This is a genomic window from Micromonospora sp. WMMD1102, from assembly GCF_029626265.1.
In the GTDB taxonomy this organism is placed as follows: domain Bacteria; phylum Actinomycetota; class Actinomycetes; order Mycobacteriales; family Micromonosporaceae; genus Plantactinospora.
In genome coordinates this window covers 1,462,797-1,479,115 of the sequence record NZ_JARUBN010000001.1, presented here as the reverse complement: position 1 = coordinate 1,479,115, position 16,319 = coordinate 1,462,797, and the positions used below count along the sequence as shown (strand labels likewise).

16 protein-coding genes are annotated in these 16,319 nt (G+C 71.1%); 8 read left to right on the top strand and 8 right to left on the bottom strand.

The window, feature by feature from the left end; translation table 11 throughout:
- Window positions 1-189 precede the first annotated feature (189 nt).
- The 4 genes from O7626_RS06790 (at window position 190) to O7626_RS06770 (ending at window position 4,466) form a co-directional block, all read left to right on the top strand.
- On the top strand, window positions 190-753 hold the full coding sequence (locus O7626_RS06790) for a DUF4956 domain-containing protein (RefSeq protein ID WP_278060302.1): 564 nt from the start codon (window positions 190-192) through the stop codon (window positions 751-753).
- Window positions 750-1,616 (top strand): polyphosphate polymerase domain-containing protein, encoded by an 867-nt coding sequence (locus tag O7626_RS06785; protein ID WP_278060301.1) that lies wholly within the window; start codon window positions 750-752, stop codon window positions 1,614-1,616. Before O7626_RS06790 ends, O7626_RS06785 begins: the two co-directional genes overlap by 4 nt.
- Window positions 1,617-1,621: 5 nt before the next feature.
- Window positions 1,622-3,715 (top strand): CotH kinase family protein, encoded by a 2,094-nt coding sequence (locus O7626_RS06780; protein ID WP_347404756.1) that lies wholly within the window; start codon window positions 1,622-1,624, stop codon window positions 3,713-3,715.
- Between the two features lie 169 nt (window positions 3,716-3,884).
- Window positions 3,885-4,466: a PadR family transcriptional regulator gene (locus tag O7626_RS06770; protein WP_278060300.1), complete on the top strand. Its 582-nt coding sequence runs from the start codon at window positions 3,885-3,887 to the stop codon at window positions 4,464-4,466.
- Window positions 4,467-4,646: 180 nt separating this feature from the next.
- Here the strand turns inward: O7626_RS06770 and ispG are convergent, their stop codons facing one another.
- The 5 genes from ispG to O7626_RS06745 all read right to left on the bottom strand — a co-directional run bounded on the left by ispG (window position 4,647) and on the right by O7626_RS06745 (window position 11,495).
- Window positions 4,647-5,819 carry a flavodoxin-dependent (E)-4-hydroxy-3-methylbut-2-enyl-diphosphate synthase gene (ispG, locus tag O7626_RS06765; protein ID WP_278060299.1) on the bottom strand — a complete coding sequence of 391 codons (1,173 nt, stop codon included), beginning with the start codon at window positions 5,817-5,819 and terminating at the stop codon, window positions 4,647-4,649.
- Between the two features lie 5 nt (window positions 5,820-5,824).
- Window positions 5,825-7,066, bottom strand: a complete 1,242-nt coding sequence (locus tag O7626_RS06760) for a site-2 protease family protein (RefSeq protein WP_278060298.1) — start codon at window positions 7,064-7,066, stop codon at window positions 5,825-5,827.
- Window positions 7,066-8,277, bottom strand: a complete 1,212-nt coding sequence (dxr, locus tag O7626_RS06755; protein WP_278060297.1) for a 1-deoxy-D-xylulose-5-phosphate reductoisomerase — start codon at window positions 8,275-8,277, stop codon at window positions 7,066-7,068. The genes O7626_RS06760 and dxr overlap by 1 nt, the downstream gene beginning before the upstream one ends.
- 180 nt (window positions 8,278-8,457) lie before the next feature.
- On the bottom strand, window positions 8,458-9,099 hold the full coding sequence (locus tag O7626_RS06750) for a response regulator (protein WP_278060296.1): 642 nt from the start codon (window positions 9,097-9,099) through the stop codon (window positions 8,458-8,460).
- Entirely contained in the window at window positions 9,096-11,495 is a 2,400-nt protein-coding gene (locus O7626_RS06745) for an ATP-binding protein (protein WP_278060295.1), read from the bottom strand. Before O7626_RS06745 ends, O7626_RS06750 begins: the two co-directional genes overlap by 4 nt.
- A gap of 130 nt (window positions 11,496-11,625) precedes the next feature.
- Between O7626_RS06745 and O7626_RS06740 the strand changes: the two genes are divergently transcribed.
- The gene (locus O7626_RS06740) at window positions 11,626-12,477 is read left to right on the top strand and encodes a serine protease (RefSeq protein WP_278060294.1); all 852 of its coding nucleotides are present in this window, start codon (window positions 11,626-11,628) and stop codon (window positions 12,475-12,477) included.
- A gap of 318 nt (window positions 12,478-12,795) precedes the next feature.
- Window positions 12,796-13,245, top strand: a complete 450-nt coding sequence (locus tag O7626_RS06735; protein WP_278060293.1) for a hypothetical protein — start codon at window positions 12,796-12,798, stop codon at window positions 13,243-13,245.
- A gap of 167 nt (window positions 13,246-13,412) precedes the next feature.
- Here the strand turns inward: O7626_RS06735 and O7626_RS06730 are convergent, their stop codons facing one another.
- Both O7626_RS06730 and O7626_RS06725 read right to left on the bottom strand, forming a co-directional pair.
- Window positions 13,413-13,601, bottom strand: coding sequence for a DUF397 domain-containing protein (locus tag O7626_RS06730; RefSeq protein WP_278060292.1), 189 nt, complete (start codon window positions 13,599-13,601; stop codon window positions 13,413-13,415).
- The gene (locus O7626_RS06725) at window positions 13,592-14,404 is read right to left on the bottom strand and encodes a helix-turn-helix transcriptional regulator (RefSeq protein WP_278060291.1); all 813 of its coding nucleotides are present in this window, start codon (window positions 14,402-14,404) and stop codon (window positions 13,592-13,594) included. Before O7626_RS06725 ends, O7626_RS06730 begins: the two co-directional genes overlap by 10 nt.
- A 666-nt stretch (window positions 14,405-15,070) precedes the next feature.
- Between O7626_RS06725 and O7626_RS06720 the strand changes: the two genes are divergently transcribed.
- A complete protein-coding gene (locus tag O7626_RS06720) occupies window positions 15,071-15,289 on the top strand; it encodes a hypothetical protein (RefSeq protein ID WP_278060290.1) in 219 nt (72 codons plus the stop codon).
- A gap of 11 nt (window positions 15,290-15,300) precedes the next feature.
- On the opposite strand, the gene O7626_RS06715 is transcribed toward O7626_RS06720, so the two are convergent.
- Window positions 15,301-15,843, bottom strand: a complete 543-nt coding sequence (locus O7626_RS06715) for a GNAT family N-acetyltransferase (protein WP_278060289.1) — start codon at window positions 15,841-15,843, stop codon at window positions 15,301-15,303.
- A 205-nt stretch (window positions 15,844-16,048) separates the two neighbouring features.
- On the opposite strand from O7626_RS06715, the gene O7626_RS06710 reads away from it, so the two are divergent.
- Window positions 16,049-16,297: a zinc-ribbon domain-containing protein gene (locus O7626_RS06710; protein ID WP_278060288.1), complete on the top strand. Its 249-nt coding sequence runs from the start codon at window positions 16,049-16,051 to the stop codon at window positions 16,295-16,297.
- Window positions 16,298-16,319 lie beyond the last annotated feature (22 nt).

The following is a 16,319-nucleotide window of genomic DNA, read 5'->3' as shown; positions in this document are numbered from 1 at the left end:
GATGCCCCATAAGATAGACAGGACTAAATAAAACCTGTTACAAGGTGTTAGCGAAGGTCACGGGTCAGTATCGAAGTCCTTCGATGTAATCTGGTAGCCGGCGTCCGTTTACCTACCGGCCACCGGATGATATCCAGGAGGACAGGACCCATGCCCCAACTCGCCCTCTTTGCGGCGGACATCGTCGCAGTGATCTTGCTCGTGTTCGGGCTCTACTTCCCCCGCCACCGGCGCCGAGACCTGGTCGCCGCGTACCTCGGTGTCAACATCGGGGTGATGGCGGTGGCGAGTTCGCTCGGCACCAGCAGCGCCGGCACCGGCCTGGGGCTCGGACTGGCGCTCTTCGGGGTGCTCTCCATCATCCGGCTCCGCTCCACCGAGCTCGACCAGCACGAGGTGGCGTACTACTTCTCCGCGCTGGCCCTCGGCATCCTCTCCGCCCTCGGCGGCGGGCCGGCTTGGCAGGTCCCGACCATGATGACCCTGATCCTGGTGGTGATGTTCGTCGGCGACCACCCCCGGCTGTTCCGCAGCTACCGGCGGCAGAGCATGTTCCTCGACTCGGCCATCACCGACCACGTCGCGCTGGTCGCCTACCTCGAACAGAAGCTCGGCGCCCGGGTGCACTCGGCCAGCGTCCAGCGCCTCGACCTGGTCAACGACACCACCCTGGTCGACGTGCGGTATTCCTACCCGGCGGTACAGCGGGCGGTCCGCAACGCCGAGGTGGCCACCAGCGGGGTGCCGCGATGACCACCGCCGCCGGCTGCGCCCCACCGGCGCACCTCGAGTCGATCGGACTCGCCGAACTCACCGAACGCGCCGCGTTGCAGACCCGGGTGGACCGCAAGTACGTCCTTCCGATCGACGAGGCGCGGTCGGTCGTCAGCCAGGTCGGGCCGGACACCATGGTCCTGGAGATCGACGGGCAGCGCTGCTTTGGCTACCGCTCCGTCTACTTCGACACCCCGGAGCTGACCAGCTATCTGCTCACCGCCCAGCGCCGTCGGCGCCGGTTCAAGGTGCGCACCCGGACCTACCTCGACTCGGCGGAGTGCTGGCTGGAGGTGAAGACCCAGGGCCCCCGGGGCAACACCGTCAAGGACCGGCTGCCGTACCGGCCGGACCACGAGACGAGCCTCTCCCCCGGGCGGCAGTTCGTCGACGACGTACTGGCCAGAGAGTCGATCGAGGTCGGCGACCGGGTCTTCGCCCCGGTCCTGGTCACCCGCTACCGGCGCAGCACGCTCTTCCTCGCCGCCACGGTGAGCCGGGTGACGATCGACACCGACCTGACCTGGGAGGACGACTCCGGTCCGCTCCGGCTTCCCGAGCTGGCGGTGATCGAGACCAAGACCGGCTCCACCGCGTCCTGCGTGGACCGCCTGCTCTGGGCGCGCGGCCACCGGCCGGTACGGATCTCCAAGTACGCCACCGGACTGGCCGCACTCCGACCGGAGCTGCCGTCCGCGCCCTGGCGCCGAACCCTGCGCCGGCACTTCACCCTCATCGGGGCCCCCACCGACGGCCAGCCCGCCCGGTCCGAAGTCGAACGAGCCGACTTCAGCCTGGTGGCGAGCACGGTCCGTCCCCCGAGCAGCACCGGAACGGAGTAGGGAAGATGCGCAGATTCGGCTATCTGCTGGCGGGCGTCCTGGTCGCCGCCGCACTGGGCCCGGCGGCCGGACCCGCCCAGGCCCGCGAAGACAGGTCGGACCGGCCGGTCCCGGCCGCCCAGGACACGTCAACGCGGAGCGGCGGCGGGGCGGCTGCCCCGCCCGCGAGCGGCGCAACCGACGCGGCGGTCGCGGCCCAGGCCGACCCGACCGGCGACATCACCTTCTCGGTGCCGAGCGGCACCTTCCAGGGCCAGGTCTCGGTCGCACTGGGCAGCACGGTGGCCGGGGCGGAGGTGCGGTACACCACGAACGGCCAACCGCCCGTCGCCAGCTCGCCGGTCTACGCCGGCACCCCGCTGACCTTCACCCGCAGCACCCAGCTGCGGGCCCAGGCATACCTGAACGGCGCCCCGACCGGCGAACCCGGCACCGCCATGTACGTCGCCCGCGCCGTCAACACCGCCCACGACCTGCCGGTACTCCTGCTCGACGCGTACGGGGCCGGCGCACCGGGGCGGGAGTACGTCGACACCGCCGTCATGCAGTTCTCGCCGACGAACGAGACGACCTCGCTCTCCGCCGCGCCGAGCCTGGTCAGCCGGGGCGGTTTCCACCTGCGCGGACAGTCCAGCGCGACGTTCCCGAAGACGCCGTACCGGCTGGAGTTGCGGGACAACGCGGACGACGACGTCGACCTGCCGCTGCTCGGCATGCCGGCGGACTCGGACTGGGTGCTGCGCGGGCCGTACACCGACAAGGCGCTGATCCGGGACGCCTTCGTGCACGGCCTCGGCCAGGACATGGGCCTCTACGCCTCGCGCTACGCCTTCGCCGAGGTGTATGTGAACACCGACGCGAACCCGGTGGCCGCGAACGACTACCTCGGGGTCTATCTGATCATCGAGACCATCAAGAACTCGAAGAACCGGCTCGACCTGAAGCAGCTCGACGAGGAGGACGTCACGCTGCCGAAGATCACCGGAGGTTACATCTTCAAGTTCGAGTGGCTGGCGGCCGAGGAGCCGATCCTGCCCTGCCAGGGTGCCGACGCCACCTGCTGGCACTACCTGGAGGTGGTCGACCCGGACCCGCTGCAACCCGCCCAGGCCGAGTGGCTCCGACAACACCTCCAGCAGTTCCACGACGTGCTGCGAAGTCCGAACTTCGCCGACCCGACGACCGGTTATCCCTCGTTCATCGACGTCGACTCCTGGGTGGACATGCTCATCGTCAACGAGCTGACCCGGGGCATGGACGCGTACCTGCGCAGCGCGTACTTCTACAAGGACCGGGACAGCAAGATCGTCGCCGGGCCGCTCTGGGACTTCGACCTGACCTTCGGGGTGGGTGGCTACTTCCAGAACGACCAGATCGCCGGCTGGCAGTACCTACAGACCCGCAGCCCGAGCGCGAACGACTGGTTCCAGCGGCTGATCCAGGATCCGGGGTTCGTCAACCTGGTCAAGGCGCGCTGGCAGGAACTGCGCCGGGGACTGTTCTCCAACGCCCAGCTCCAGGCCCGGATCGACCGGCTGACCGCACCGCTGACCGCCGCCGCGCAGCGGAACTTCCAGCGCTGGCCGAACCTGAGCACCCGGATGCTCGGCCCGTTCATCACCCCGACCTCGCCGACCTGGCAGGGACAGGTGCAGTACATGCGCGACTGGATGTTCCAGCGGGCGAACTGGCTGGACACCACCGGCGGCTGGGGCACCGGCGGGCCGACCAGCCCGCCCACCACCCCGCCGACCACCAGGCCGCCGACTCCGCCGGCCACCACCCCACCGGCCTCCGGCCGCACGTGTACGGCGGCCTACAGCATCGTCGGCCAGTGGACCGGTGGCTTCCAGGGCAGCGTCCGGGTCACCGCCGGTTCGTCGGCGATCAGCGGCTGGCGGGTCACCTGGACGTTCGCCAACGGCCAGACGGTGAACCAGTCCTGGGATGCGACGGTCACCAGCAGCGGTGCGGCGGTGACCGCGACCAACGCCGCGCACAACGGGGCGCTGGGAGCCGGCGCGAGCGCCACGTTCGGGTTCCTCGGCAGCTGGAACGGCACCAACAGCCTGCCCACCGCGACCTGTACGGCGTCCTGACCGCAGGCACCGGGTAAGCCGAACGCCTCTCTGCCGGCGTCGGTCCTTCTGGGCCGACGCCGGCAGCGTGATTTGGGTCACCCCTCTGTCCTTGTCGAGCAGGCGCGTTGTCGTCGATAGCTTGCCGATATATCGTCGAGGTATCAACGACAGTATTGAGGAGGCTCAGATGGGTTGGCATCGAGGATTCCAGGCGATGCACGAGACGCGGATGCGAGGTTTCGGCTTCCCGGCGGGCGGCCCCGGTTGGGGCGGCGGGCACGGTCGCGGCCGGGGGCGCGGCGGCGGCCGGGGGCGGCGGCCGAACGTCCGGGCCGCCGTACTGGCCCTGTTGACCGAGCGGCCGATGCACGGCTACGAGATGATCCAGGAGCTGGACTCCCGCACCGGGGGTGCCTGGCGGCCGAGTCCGGGGTCGATCTATCCGACCCTGCAACTGCTGGAGGACGAGGGCCTGATCGCCGGCACTTCCGACTCGGGCGGCGGACGGCGCCGCTTCGGGCTCACCGAGGCCGGGCAGGCGGAGGCAACCCAGGCCGCCGCGCAGCCACCGTGGGCGGAGTTCGCCCAGGACACCATCAACAGCTGGCACGACATCCGGGAGGCCGGCTTCCAGGCGATGAACGCGCTGCGCCAGGTGATGATGACCGGTACCGACGACCAGCGCGAGCGAGCCGCTCAGGTGCTCGACGAGACCCGCCGCAAGCTCTACGCGATCCTCGCCGAGTCGGACCCGGAGTCGGCGGAATAGCTCCCAGCCGGGCCCGGGCGGCGACCGAGGCCGGGCCGGGCAGGCGGTACCCCGCTGCCCGGCCAGCCGGCCAGCCGGGAGCGGGATGGTCGAGCGGGAGACTGTCGAGCTGCCCCGCCTGTGCTACCGGCCTCGGCTACCGCCGTCGGCATTGTCCCCGGGTCGTTGCCGGCTGCGCGGTCAGTGCACCGTGACGGTGGGCTTGACGACCAGGTCGCGCAGCTCCTCGGGCAGTTCGGCACCCATCTCGTCGGCGAGCCGGACAGCCTCCTCGATCAGGGTCTCCACGATCTGCCCCTCGGGCACGGTCTTGATCACCTGACCCTTGACGAAGATCTGCCCCTTGCCGTTGCCGGAGGCGACCCCGAGGTCGGCCTCGCGCGCCTCGCCCGGACCGTTCACCACGCAGCCCATCACCGCCACCCGCAGCGGCACCGGCAGTCCTTCCAGACCGGCGGTGACCTCCTCGGCCAGCTTGTAGACGTCGACCTGGGCCCGGCCGCAGGACGGGCACGAGACGATCTCCAGGCCGCGCTCGCGCAGCCCCAGCGACTCCAGGATGGCCGCGCCGACCTTGATCTCCTCGACCGGCGGGGCCGAGAGCGAGACCCGGATGGTGTCGCCGATCCCCTCCGCGAGCAGCGCGCCGAAGGCCACCGCCGACTTGACGGTGCCCTGGAACGCCGGACCCGCCTCGGTCACCCCGAGGTGCAGCGGATAGTCGCACGCCTCGGCGAGCTGCCGGTACGCCCGGATCATCACCACCGGGTCGTTGTGCTTGACCGAGATCTTGATGTCCCGGAAGCCGTGCTCCTCGAAGAGCGAGCACTCCCACAGTGCCGACTCGACGAGCGCCTCGGCGGTGGCCTTGCCGTACTTGGCCAGCAGTCGCTTGTCCAACGAGCCCGCGTTGACGCCGATCCGGATCGGCGTACCGGCAGCCGAGGCCGCCGCCGCGATCTCCTTGACCTTGTCGTCGAACTGCCGGATGTTGCCCGGGTTGACCCGGACCGCCGCGCAACCGGCGTCGATCGCCGCGAAGACGTACTTCGGCTGGAAGTGGATGTCGGCGATCACCGGGATCTGCGACTTCTTGGCGATCGCCGGCAGCGCCTCCACATCGTCCTGGGACGGCACCGCCACCCGGACGATCTGGCAGCCGGAGGCGGTCAGCTCGGCGATCTGCTGGAGGGTGGTGTTGACGTCGGCGGTAAGCGTGGTGGTCATCGACTGCACCGACACCGGCGCCCCACCGCCGACCAGCACCGAACCGACCTTGATCTGTCGGCTGGCCCGCCGGGTCGCCAGTGGTGGCGGCGGTACGGCGGGCATGCCGAGGCTGACGGCGGTCACTGTCTTCACCTCTGGATCAGGGTTATCGGATTGACCACGTCGGCGGTGATGGTGAGCAGCGTGAAAGCACCGCCGATCAGGATCAAAGCGTACGTTACGGGCATCAGTTTGAAATAGTCGACCCGCCCCGGGTCGGGCTTGCCGAGCCGGGCGAAGAGCCAGGACCGGGCCCGTTCGAACCAGGCGATGGCGATGTGCCCACCGTCCATCGGCAGCAGCGGGAGCAGGTTGAACACGCCGATGAAGAAGTTCAGTGAGATGAAGAGGAGGACGAAGACCTCCCAGAGGCCGTGCTGGACGGCCTCGCCGCCGAGCCGGCTCGCCCCGACCACGCTGATCGGGGTGTCGATGTCCCGCTCCTCGCCGGTGATCGACGCCCAGAGGGCCGGAATCTTCTGCGGAAGCCGCTGGATCGCCCTGGCGGTGTTGACCGCCATGTCGCCGGTGAAGTCGGCGGTGGCACCGAAGGCGCCGATCGGACTGTAGGTGACCGTCGGCGGGGTGCCGAGCCCCACGCCGAGCGCCGAGACCGGACCGACCGGGCCGTCCGCCTGGTCCTGCGGCGGACGCTGCACCTCGGCCAGGTCGACCCGGGTGGTCTGGGTCGCGCCGTCGCGCCGGAAGGTCACGTCCACCGGCCCCGGCTTGGTGGCCCGGATGGCGTCCAGCATCTGGCCCCAGTTCGCCACCGGGATGGTGCCGATCGCCGTGATCACGTCACCGTCGCGCAGGTTGGCCTGGGCCGCCGGGCTGGCCAGGTCGCCGGGCTGGCAGGCCCGGGGCTCGTTCGGCTGGACCACGCAGGGCGCCAACTCGATCCGGGCCGGCTCGCTGCGGATCTCGGCGGTGTTCGTCGGGTAGTCGGGGTTCGGCAGTCCCATGAAGATCGCGGCGAACCAGAGGGTGACGATGGCGAGGGTGAAGTGCGCCACCGAGCCGGCGGCCATCACGGCGGTCCGCTTCCAGAGCGGGTACCGCCACATCACCCGGGGCTCGTCCGCCGGGTCCACGTCGTCGTCCTGCGGCGTCATGCCGACGATCTTGCAGAAGCCGCCCAGCGGGATGGCCTTGAGGCCGTACTCGGTCTCGCCGCGCCGGAAGGACCAGATGGTGGGGCCGAAGCCGACGAAGTAACGGGTGACCTTCATCCCGAACCGCTTGGCCACGAGCATGTGCCCGGCCTCGTGCAGGCTCACCGAGATCAGGATCCCCAGGGCGAATGCCACCACCCCGAGCAGATACAGCATCAGGCTCCTTCCACCGCTTCCGCGATGATCTCCTGGGCGTGCGCCCGCGCCCAGGACTCGGCGGCGAGCACTTCCTCGACGTTACCCGGTTCGGCAAAATCCGGGGCCGCCTCCAACACCCGCTCGAGCGTGTCGACGATGCCGAGGAACGGCAGCCGGCCGGCGAGGAAGGCGGCGACACACTCCTCGTTCGCCGCGTTGTATATCGCCGGACGGCAGCGGCCCGCCATCCCGGCCTGCTTGGCCAGGCGTACGGCCGGGAACGCCGACTCGTCGAGCGGGCCGAAGTCCCACTTCTGGCCGGCGGTCCAGTCGACCGCACCGGCGGCGTCCGGCACCCGGTCCGGCCAGCCGAGGGCGAGCGCGATCGGCAGCCGCATGTCCGGCGGGCTGGCCTGGGCCAGGGTCGAGCCGTCGACGAACTCGACCATCGAGTGGATCACCGACTGGGGGTGCACCACCACGTCGATCCGGTCGTACGGCACGCCGAACAGCTCGTGCGTCTCGATCATCTCCAGCGCCTTGTTCACCAGGTTGGCGCAGTTGATCGTGATCACCGGCCCCATGTTCCAGGTCGGGTGCGCGAGGGCCTGCTCGGGCGTGACCCGGGTCAGCTCGTCGCGCCGCCGGCCCCGGAACGGGCCGCCGCTGGCGGTCAGGAGCAGCCGGCGCACCTCTGCCCGGCTGCCGCCACGCAGGCACTGGGCCAGTGCCGAGTGCTCGGAGTCGACCGGCACGATCTGGTCCGGGCGCTGGATCGCGGCCCGCACCACCGGACCGCCCGCCACCAGCGACTCCTTGTTGGCCAGCGCCAACGTACGCCCGGCGCGCAGCGCGGCCAGGGTCGGCGCCAGCCCGAGCGAGCCGACGACGCCGTTGAGCACGATGTCGCAGGGCCACTCGGCAAGCTCGGTCATCGCGTCCGGCCCGGCGACGATCTTCGGAAGCTTGAAGTCGCCGCTGGACCAGCCCCGCTTGCCCGCCTCGGCATAGAAGGCCAGTTGCAGGTCCTGCGCGGCGGAGGCCTTGGCCACCCCGACCGCCTCGACCCCGAGTTCGAGGGCCTGGGTGGCGAGCTGGGCCACGTTGCCGCCACCGGCACCGAGGGCGACCACCCGGAACCGGTCCGGGTTGCGCCGGACTATGTCGATCGCCTGGGTGCCGATCGAGCCGGTCGAGCCGAGCAGGACGATCTCGCGCGGGGAACTCACCCGGCCATTCTCCCTGACCGCCGCCGGACGTCCGCCGGAGCCTCGACCCTTCGCCCCCGAGGTCCCTCTCACTGCCTCGTTGAGCGGCCGAGAGCCCGCCACACCGAGCGGCCGAGAGCCGGTCGCGTCTCGGCGGGCCGGTGCGTCGGCCACGGGCTGCCAGACGGCGTCCTGGCGCCGTCAGAGTTCGTCGGTGGTGATCAGGCCGTCCTGCAACGCGCGGGCGACGAGGGCGGCCTTGGTGGGTGCCTCGCGGCCGACGTTCGCGTACTTGACGCGTACCCGTTCGAGGCAGGAGTTGACCCGGTGGACGGTGAGCCGGAGGCGGCGGGCGACCATCTCCTTCGACTCCGAGTGGAACCATTCGATCAGCACCTGGTGCTCGCGCGGGGAGAGCCGGGGGCGCTGCGGACGCTCGTCGGTGCCGAAGGCACCGGCAAGGGCGGGCGGGGTGTACGGCGTCCCGGCCGCGGCGGCGGTGATGGCGGCCACCAGGTGCTCCTCCCCCTCGGCCTTGGTCAGATAGGTGAAGGCGCCGATGTCGAGGGCGGTGAGGACGCTGTCCCGGTCACTGCGCATGCTGTAGACGACGACCTGGCGACCCGCGTCGACGAGCCGCTTCAGGTCGCCGTACGCGGGGCCGGTGACGTCGAGTTGGAGGTCGAAGACGACGACGTCGGCCCGGTCGCCCGGGTCGAGCCAGGCGACGGCGACGGTCGGGCCGGCGGCGACGACGCTTATCGGCGGGTCGGCCAGGGCACACCAGGCGCGCACCCCGGCGACGACGACGGGATGGTCGTCCACGACTACCGCAGTGATCATCGTTCTCCCTGCCAGGCGGCCTGGATCCACAGGCGATCTCCGACGACCGTCCTGGACTGCCGGACCCCGTCGCCGTCGGGCATCGGTGGCGGGGCCGAACACGCGGCGACGACGCTGACCGTCACCGTCTCGCGGATGCCGCTGACGGCCACCGTCTCACCGGCGCTGCTCACGGACACCGTCTCGCGGGTGCCGCGGGCGGACACCGTCTCGCGGGTGCCGCGGGCGGGCACCGTCTCACCGGCGCTGCTCACGGGCAGCGTCTCGCGGATGCCGCTGACGGGCACCGTCTCGCGGGTGCTGGCGACCGTGAGCCGGGCCCTGCCACGGGCGGTGGCGAGGGCGGCGATGGCCGGCTCGACGAGCCGCTGGCAGACAAGTGGCGGCAGCTCGGGGCGGGTGCCGCACTCCGCGAAGGAGACCGCGACGCCGTTGCGCTCGGCCTGCTCGATACAGGCCCGCAACTCGTGCGACAGCGAGTCGGCGGCACCGTCGGTGGCGATGAGCCGGCGCATCCGGGCGGCTTCGGCAGCGCACCTCCGGCGCACGGACTCGTCACCCGGGTCCAGCTCGCCGGAGGCCAGGCCCGCCAGCAGCGGTACGGCGGTGGCCGCCAGCCCGGACAGCCTGCTGGTCCGGTCGGCGTGCAGGTGCCGGGCGACATCGTCGGAGGTACGTGCCCGTTCGGCGGCGCGCAGGGCCTGGGCGGTCGAGGTCGCCATGCCCCGCAGGACGGCGGCGATCATCGCGATCGCGAGCTGGTAGGCGAGTACGGCCCAGGTGGCGCTCACCGCACCGGCGACGCTCAGGGCGGCCTCACCGGCTGCGACGGCCTGCCCGAACGTCAGAAGGTAGTGGGCGGCGAGGACGGCGACGAAGGCGGGGATCCGGCCGTCCATCATCAGCAGCACGACCTGCCAGCCCGCGTCCCCCTCCGACCAGTGCGCGGCGCCGAGCAGGTATTCCGGTCGCACCGACGCGGTCGCCAGGGCGGAGAGCGCGAAGACCAGCACGAGCAGCACCGGCCGCCACCGGCCGAGCGGGCGGTCGCGCCAGGTGGCCAGGGCTACCGCCAGGGTCACCGCGACCAGACCGACCCAGGTGACGACCTGGGGCCAGGACGCGGTGTACGCCTCGCCGCTGGACAGCAGCCGTGGCAGGTCGAGAAGCAGCAGGATCGCCAGGGACATCACGACGACTGCCCAGCGCAGCCCGCGTTGGAACGAGCTGGCGATGATCTCCTGATCGTTGCCACCGAGGTCCGGGACGGTACGGGGACAGCTGAGCGTGACGGTCGTACCCTGGCCCGGACGGCTCTGGATCCGCGCCGCACCGCCGATCCGGATCATCCGTTCCACAAGTGACCGGGTCACCCCGTACCGGTGGCTGCCGACGCTGGCCGGGTCGAAGCCGCGGCCCCGGTCGGTGATCTGCACGGTGACCCGCTCGGCGTCGTACTCCACCCGGATCTCGGCCCGGTCGGTGCCGGCGTGCCGGGCGACGTTCGTCAACGCCTCGCGCACCCCGCGACTGAGCGACACGGCGTCCGCGGCCGGCAGCAGCAAGGCGTCCGGAGTCTGCCAGGCGATGTGCGGAAGGGCGTTGTCGGCGACCTCGTGCAGCAGCGGGACCAGGTCTGCCTCGCCGTGCAGCACGTCCTCGGAGCGCCGCAGCTCCCGCAGGTCCCGGCGGGCCTGCTCGGCGAGCCACGGCCCGGTCCGGTCGACCACGCCGCTGCCCACCATCAGCAACGTCGCCGCTGCGGTGTCGTGCAGTGCCGCGAGGTACTCCCGTTCGTCGCGCCGCCGCGCCGCCGCGACCGCCGCGGCGTGCCGCAACTCGGCGGCGCGTGCGATGGTCCGGTCCGCGGTCCGGGCACCACGCCGGACGAATCGGTAGAGCCCCCACGAGAGCGCCGCCTCGGCGGCCGTCCAGGGCCCGATCGACGGGTCGACGAGCCAGCCGCCCGGATCGGCGAGCGTCGCGCCCACGTAGTAGGCGGCCACGATCGTGACCGTGGCCCCGGCGAGCAGCCGCCAGCCGAGCTGCCAGGGGTAGGTGACGACGACCAGGTTCACGGCGACGAAGATCCAGGTCCCACCGCCGCGCGGGTCGGAGGTGACCGTCCAGGGCTGGGTCAGGCAGGCGGCGCAGACCGCCGCGACGTCGGCGAGCGGCAGCCAGCGGCGGACCGATCGGGAGCCCCGGACCAGGGCCACGGCGTAGCACAGGCTCCAGCAGTTGAAGGCGGCCACCACGGGCACGGCGACTGCCCGGTCGGGCACCGGCGCGAGCGCGAGGTAGACCGCACTGGACAGACCGATCACGACGAGGCGGAGACCGAGCGCGTAGATCAGCCCTCGACGGAGGAGCCGTTGTTCCACCGGGCCCGGCACGCGGCTCATGCTATCGCCGCGTGTCACATCCGGGGTACCGATGGTGGTCGAACGACCATCACCGCCCAACCGACCCGATTCATACGCTCGATGACGCAGGCGAAACAGCGGGTAGTCGAATGGGGGCACCATGACGGGTGGGCTGCCGTACCCGGCCGGTCCGGTTCCGCCCCGGCCGCCGAGGCCGTTCCGTTGGGCGACCGGGCTGCGCTGGGCCGCCGCGGTAGCAGCCACGGCTGCCCTGATCGGGCTCGCGGTGATCGTCTTCGTGCAGGCGGGTGAGATCGACGAGTTGCGCGGCGACGTGGCCCGGGCACAGCGCGACGCGGAGAACGCCGCGGACGGTATTGACCAACGACTGGACAGTATGGACGGTCGGCTCAGCTCGGTGGAGAAGCAGAACGAGCAGGACTTCGACCCGCAGGCGGTCGCGGCCGCCGTGCTGCCCAGCGTCTTCCAGGTGATCGCGGACGACTTCACCGGCAGTGCGTTCGCGGTCGGAAAGGCCAGCGCGACCGGGCGTACCAACGTGTTGACCGCCTTTCACGTCATCGAGCCGGTCTGGGCCCGGAACGGCAGGTCGGTGAAGCTCGAACGGGACGGCAAGCGGTACACCGCGCAGATCGCGGACGTGGACCAGTCGCAGGACATCGCGCTGCTGCGGGTCGACACCGCGCTGACCGGACTGCCGGCTGCCGCCGAGGAACCCGATCCCGGCGAGAACGTCCTGGTCGTCGGCACGCCACTCGGCCTCTCCCAGACCGTCACGACCGGCGTGGTCAGTGCGGTTCGTGAGCGGCCCGACGGACCCGGGTCGATGATCCAGTTCGATGCACCGGTCAATCCCGGCAACTCCGGCGGGCCGGTCGTCAACACGCGCCGGGAGGTCGTCGGGATCGCCGACGCGAAGGCCCGGGACGCGGAGGGCATCGGGCTCGCCGTACCGATCCGGGCCGCCTGCGCGACCTTCAACGTCTGCTGACCACAATCGCGGAGGAAACCCATGTCGTACCCGTCGTACGGGCCGGATGACACCCAGTACCGTCCACCGGCCGCGCCCCAGCAGCCGCACCAGCCGTACCCGCCGCACCAGCCGCACCCGGGCAGCGCCTACCCGCAGGCACCCACGCAGCCGGTCGCTCCGGCCCCGTCGGTGTCGCCGGCGGCTGCCCCGCCGACATCGGTACCGCCCACCTCGGCACCGCCGACGCAGGCGTTTCCGGCGCAGCAACCGTATGCGCCGGGCACGACGTATGCCGCTGGCCCGCCGAACAACCCGGGTATGCCCTATACACCCGGCATGGCGGCAGCCGAGACTCCGGGGTCGTCGTACCCGCCGAGGGCGCCGTCCGTGTTCAGCGGCCGCGCCCCGCTGCTCCTCGCGATCCTGGCGGTCGCGCTGCTCGTCCTCGGTGGAGTCGGCTTCGGGTTGTACTTCAACGAGCGCGGTGAGCTGCGCGAAACCAGATCGGACCTCAACACCCAGCTTCAGGAGCAGCGCGACATCGTCACGCAACGGGACGCGAAGATCGCCGAGACCGAGAAGAAGGTAAGCGATCTCAACACCGAGCTGACCACCACGAAGAACAACCTCTCCGACGTCACCAAGGAACGCGACATCCTGCTGCCGTGCATGCGGCGGGCACAGGACATGTTCGACGCTGCCCGGGACAGGAACGAGAGCAGGCTGAGCACGGCACTACGCCAGGCCGACACCGCGTGCAGCAAGGCCCAGGCCGGCATCGACTGAGCAGCACGGGCCGGCTGAGCTGCACGCGACGGAAGAGCTGTATGCGACGGAATTGCTGTATGCGCCGGAGGAACCCGCCGGCCCGGCGGGCCCACCGGGTGACATGTTGTGACACCACCGCGGCGTCGTGCTGGCCCGGTGGTGTCACGGCCGGTCCGGCAGCCGGATCAGCGAGACCTGAGGGTACGCAGGAAGGAGCGCCAGGCGGGTGCGGTGAAGGCGAGTACCGGACCGGTCGGGTCCTTGCTGTCCCGCACGCCGACCACCTCCGGCAGGTTTCCCGCCACCTCCACGCAGTTGCCGCCGTGGCCGTTGCTGCGGCTGCTCTTGCGCCAGAGCGCACCGTTCAGTTCCATGACTCCGCCACTTCCCGGATCATCTCGATGGACTGCTGATGGGACAGCGCCTCGGCCCGGACCGAGTCCCAGAGCTGCTGGACGGTCTTGACGTCCCCGCCACGCTCGACGAACCGCCCGTCGAGTTGGTCGTCGAGATAGGCGATGTCGTCGCCGCCGGGATGGGTCACGATCACGAAGGGGCCGTTCAGGCCAGCGTACGCACCGACGCTTGTCGGGACGACCTGGATCCTTACCCGGGGCTGCTCGGCGCAGAGGTTGGCGATGTGCCGGAGCTGCTCGCGCATCACCTCGGCGCCGCCGACCGGCTGGTGCAGCACCCGTTCGTCCAGCACGGCGGTGAACATCGGCGGGTCGGGGCGGGTCAGGATCTCCTGCCGGGCCAGCCGGGTCGCCACCTGCTCCTCCACCTGCTCGGCGGTGAGCAGCCCACCGCTGGCCAGCAGCGCGCGGGCGTACGCCTCGGTCTGCAACAGGCCCGGAACCGCTGACAGCTCGAAGCAGCGGATGTCGGTGGCTTCCTGTTCGGCGGTCACGAAGTGCCGGAACCACGGCATCACCGGCCCCGGGCCGAGCACCGCCTGGATGCGTTCCAGCAGACCACCGGTGTCGAGTACGCCGTCGCAGCGCTTGGCGAACTCGCGGGTCGGGCGGCGCTGGCACAGCTCGATCTTGGCCACGAGTGCCGAGGAGAAGTTGATCCGGTGCGCCAGGCCGTCCTGGGAGAGCCCGGCCACCCCGCGAAAGCGGCGTAACTCTCCGGCGAACAGACCGAGGGTCGTAGGTGTGCCAGATTCGGCCACGGACAGGCTCCTTACCTGCGGATTGGGCATCCCGGACAGCGACCCGGGTGCTCGGATCGACACTTCCGAGAGTAGTCACCCGATCACCAGACTGGAACCCGGGAAACGCGCCCGACGGCAAACCGGGACCCGAACCCGGTGGGCCCCCACTCCTGGGATCGAACCGGTGGGCGCACCGCTCCCGGGGACAGGCCCGGTGGGCGTCCCGCTCCCGGGGACCGGCTCGCAACTCGTCCTTGCCCGAGCCGGCCCCGGGTTCCCAGCCCGAGGAGGTCGCGGTCCAATGTGGTCACTGGTGCGGGGCAAACCCGAACCCGTCCGGTACGCCCCGCTGCACCGGCGGAACTGGCGCCGGCTGTGGTGGCGGCACTGCCGCTGTGGTTACCGGTGGCCGTGTCCGGACCGGTTCGACCCGCCACCACTGGTGCCGCCGTACCCGGCGGGGCCTGGGGCGCATCCGGCGTACCCGGCGGGGCCTCGGATCGGTGCGAACCTGCCGCCCGACCGTCTCCGCGAACGCCCGACCAACCGGGGGCCGGTCAGTAAGTCCGACCGCGAACCGGGCGGCGATGCGGCGACGGCCCGGCTGCCGACGCGGTTTCCGGCGTGACTCCGGCAAACCGTCCGTCTTGCGCCCGGCCACACCTGCCGTTACGTCCACTGTGGATGTGCCGGACCTGTGGTCATCCGTGGCCGTGCGCGGTGGCACGGCTGGCGCTGCTGACCGACTACCGCGACGACCGGGTCGGGCTGCACGTGTACCTCGGTGCGGCGCTCTTCGCCGCCACCGCCGACCTGTACCGGCTCAACCCACATCCCGGCCCCGAGCCGGCGGCCCTGTTCGCCCGCTTCCTCGGCTGGGTCCGGCCGCTCCGGGCACGCTGATCCCACCCGGGTCAGGGGCGGCTGAGCCGGAAAGTCTCCAGTTCCTCGCCGCCGTACCAGTCGGTGCGCCGGCCGATCGCGGCCATCCCGAGCCGACGGGCGACCGCCATCGACGCCTCGTTGCCGGGCGCCACCACGGCGTAGATCTCCGGCACCCCGGCGGCGAAGGCGCGCTCGACCGCGCCCCGGGCCGCCTCCGTGGCGTAGCCGTGCCCCCAGGAGTCGGGGTGCAGGTGCCAGCCGACCTCGATATCGTCGGTCAGCTTCGCCTCGTCGCGTCCCGGCATCGGCTTCAGCAGTACCGTGCCGACCACCCGGCCGTCGTCCCGGCGCTGCATCGCCCAGATGCCGTAGCCGGCACCGAACCCGGCGTTGCGGGCGTGCCAGCGGCGTACCGTCTCGGCGGCGTCGTCCGGCTCGCGCAGCGGCAACCAGGGCGCGTTGAGGAAGCGGGCCACCTCCGGCCGGGAGTACGTGTCGTAGACCCGGGCCAGGTCGTCGGGCTCCAGCGTCCAGTCGCGGACCACCAACCGCTCGGTCTCGTAAATCGTCACGGGGCCGGATGCTAGTCAACCGGCATGCAGCCGAACAGCCATTTGCGGAACGAGGGGCGGGTCGGGCGCGGCGGGTCGGGGCGCGGCGCGATCCTGGCCCACCTGGGTGAACCGTCCAGGGCTGAGCCGGCTCTCATCGGGGTACCACCCTGGAAGAGTCTGGTGGACCCACCCCGGACGCGATCGGGGCGAACAGGAGTACCGCATGTTTCTGATCTTCGGTTTGCGCACCAGGTCGGAGCGGCTGGGAGTGGTCCCGGGAGCCTGCCGGGTCTGCGATCACTCCGGCGGCATGCTGCTGGTGCGGGAGACCACCCGGTTCAGCCTCTTCTTCGTACCGCTGTTCCGGGTCCGGACGAAGCACGCGCTCTACTGCACCAACCCGCTCTGCGGCGCGCGTACCGAGATCGGAGCGGGCGAGGCCCGCCGACTGCTTGCCGCAGCACCGCACTGATTGCCGCAGCACCGCACTGACC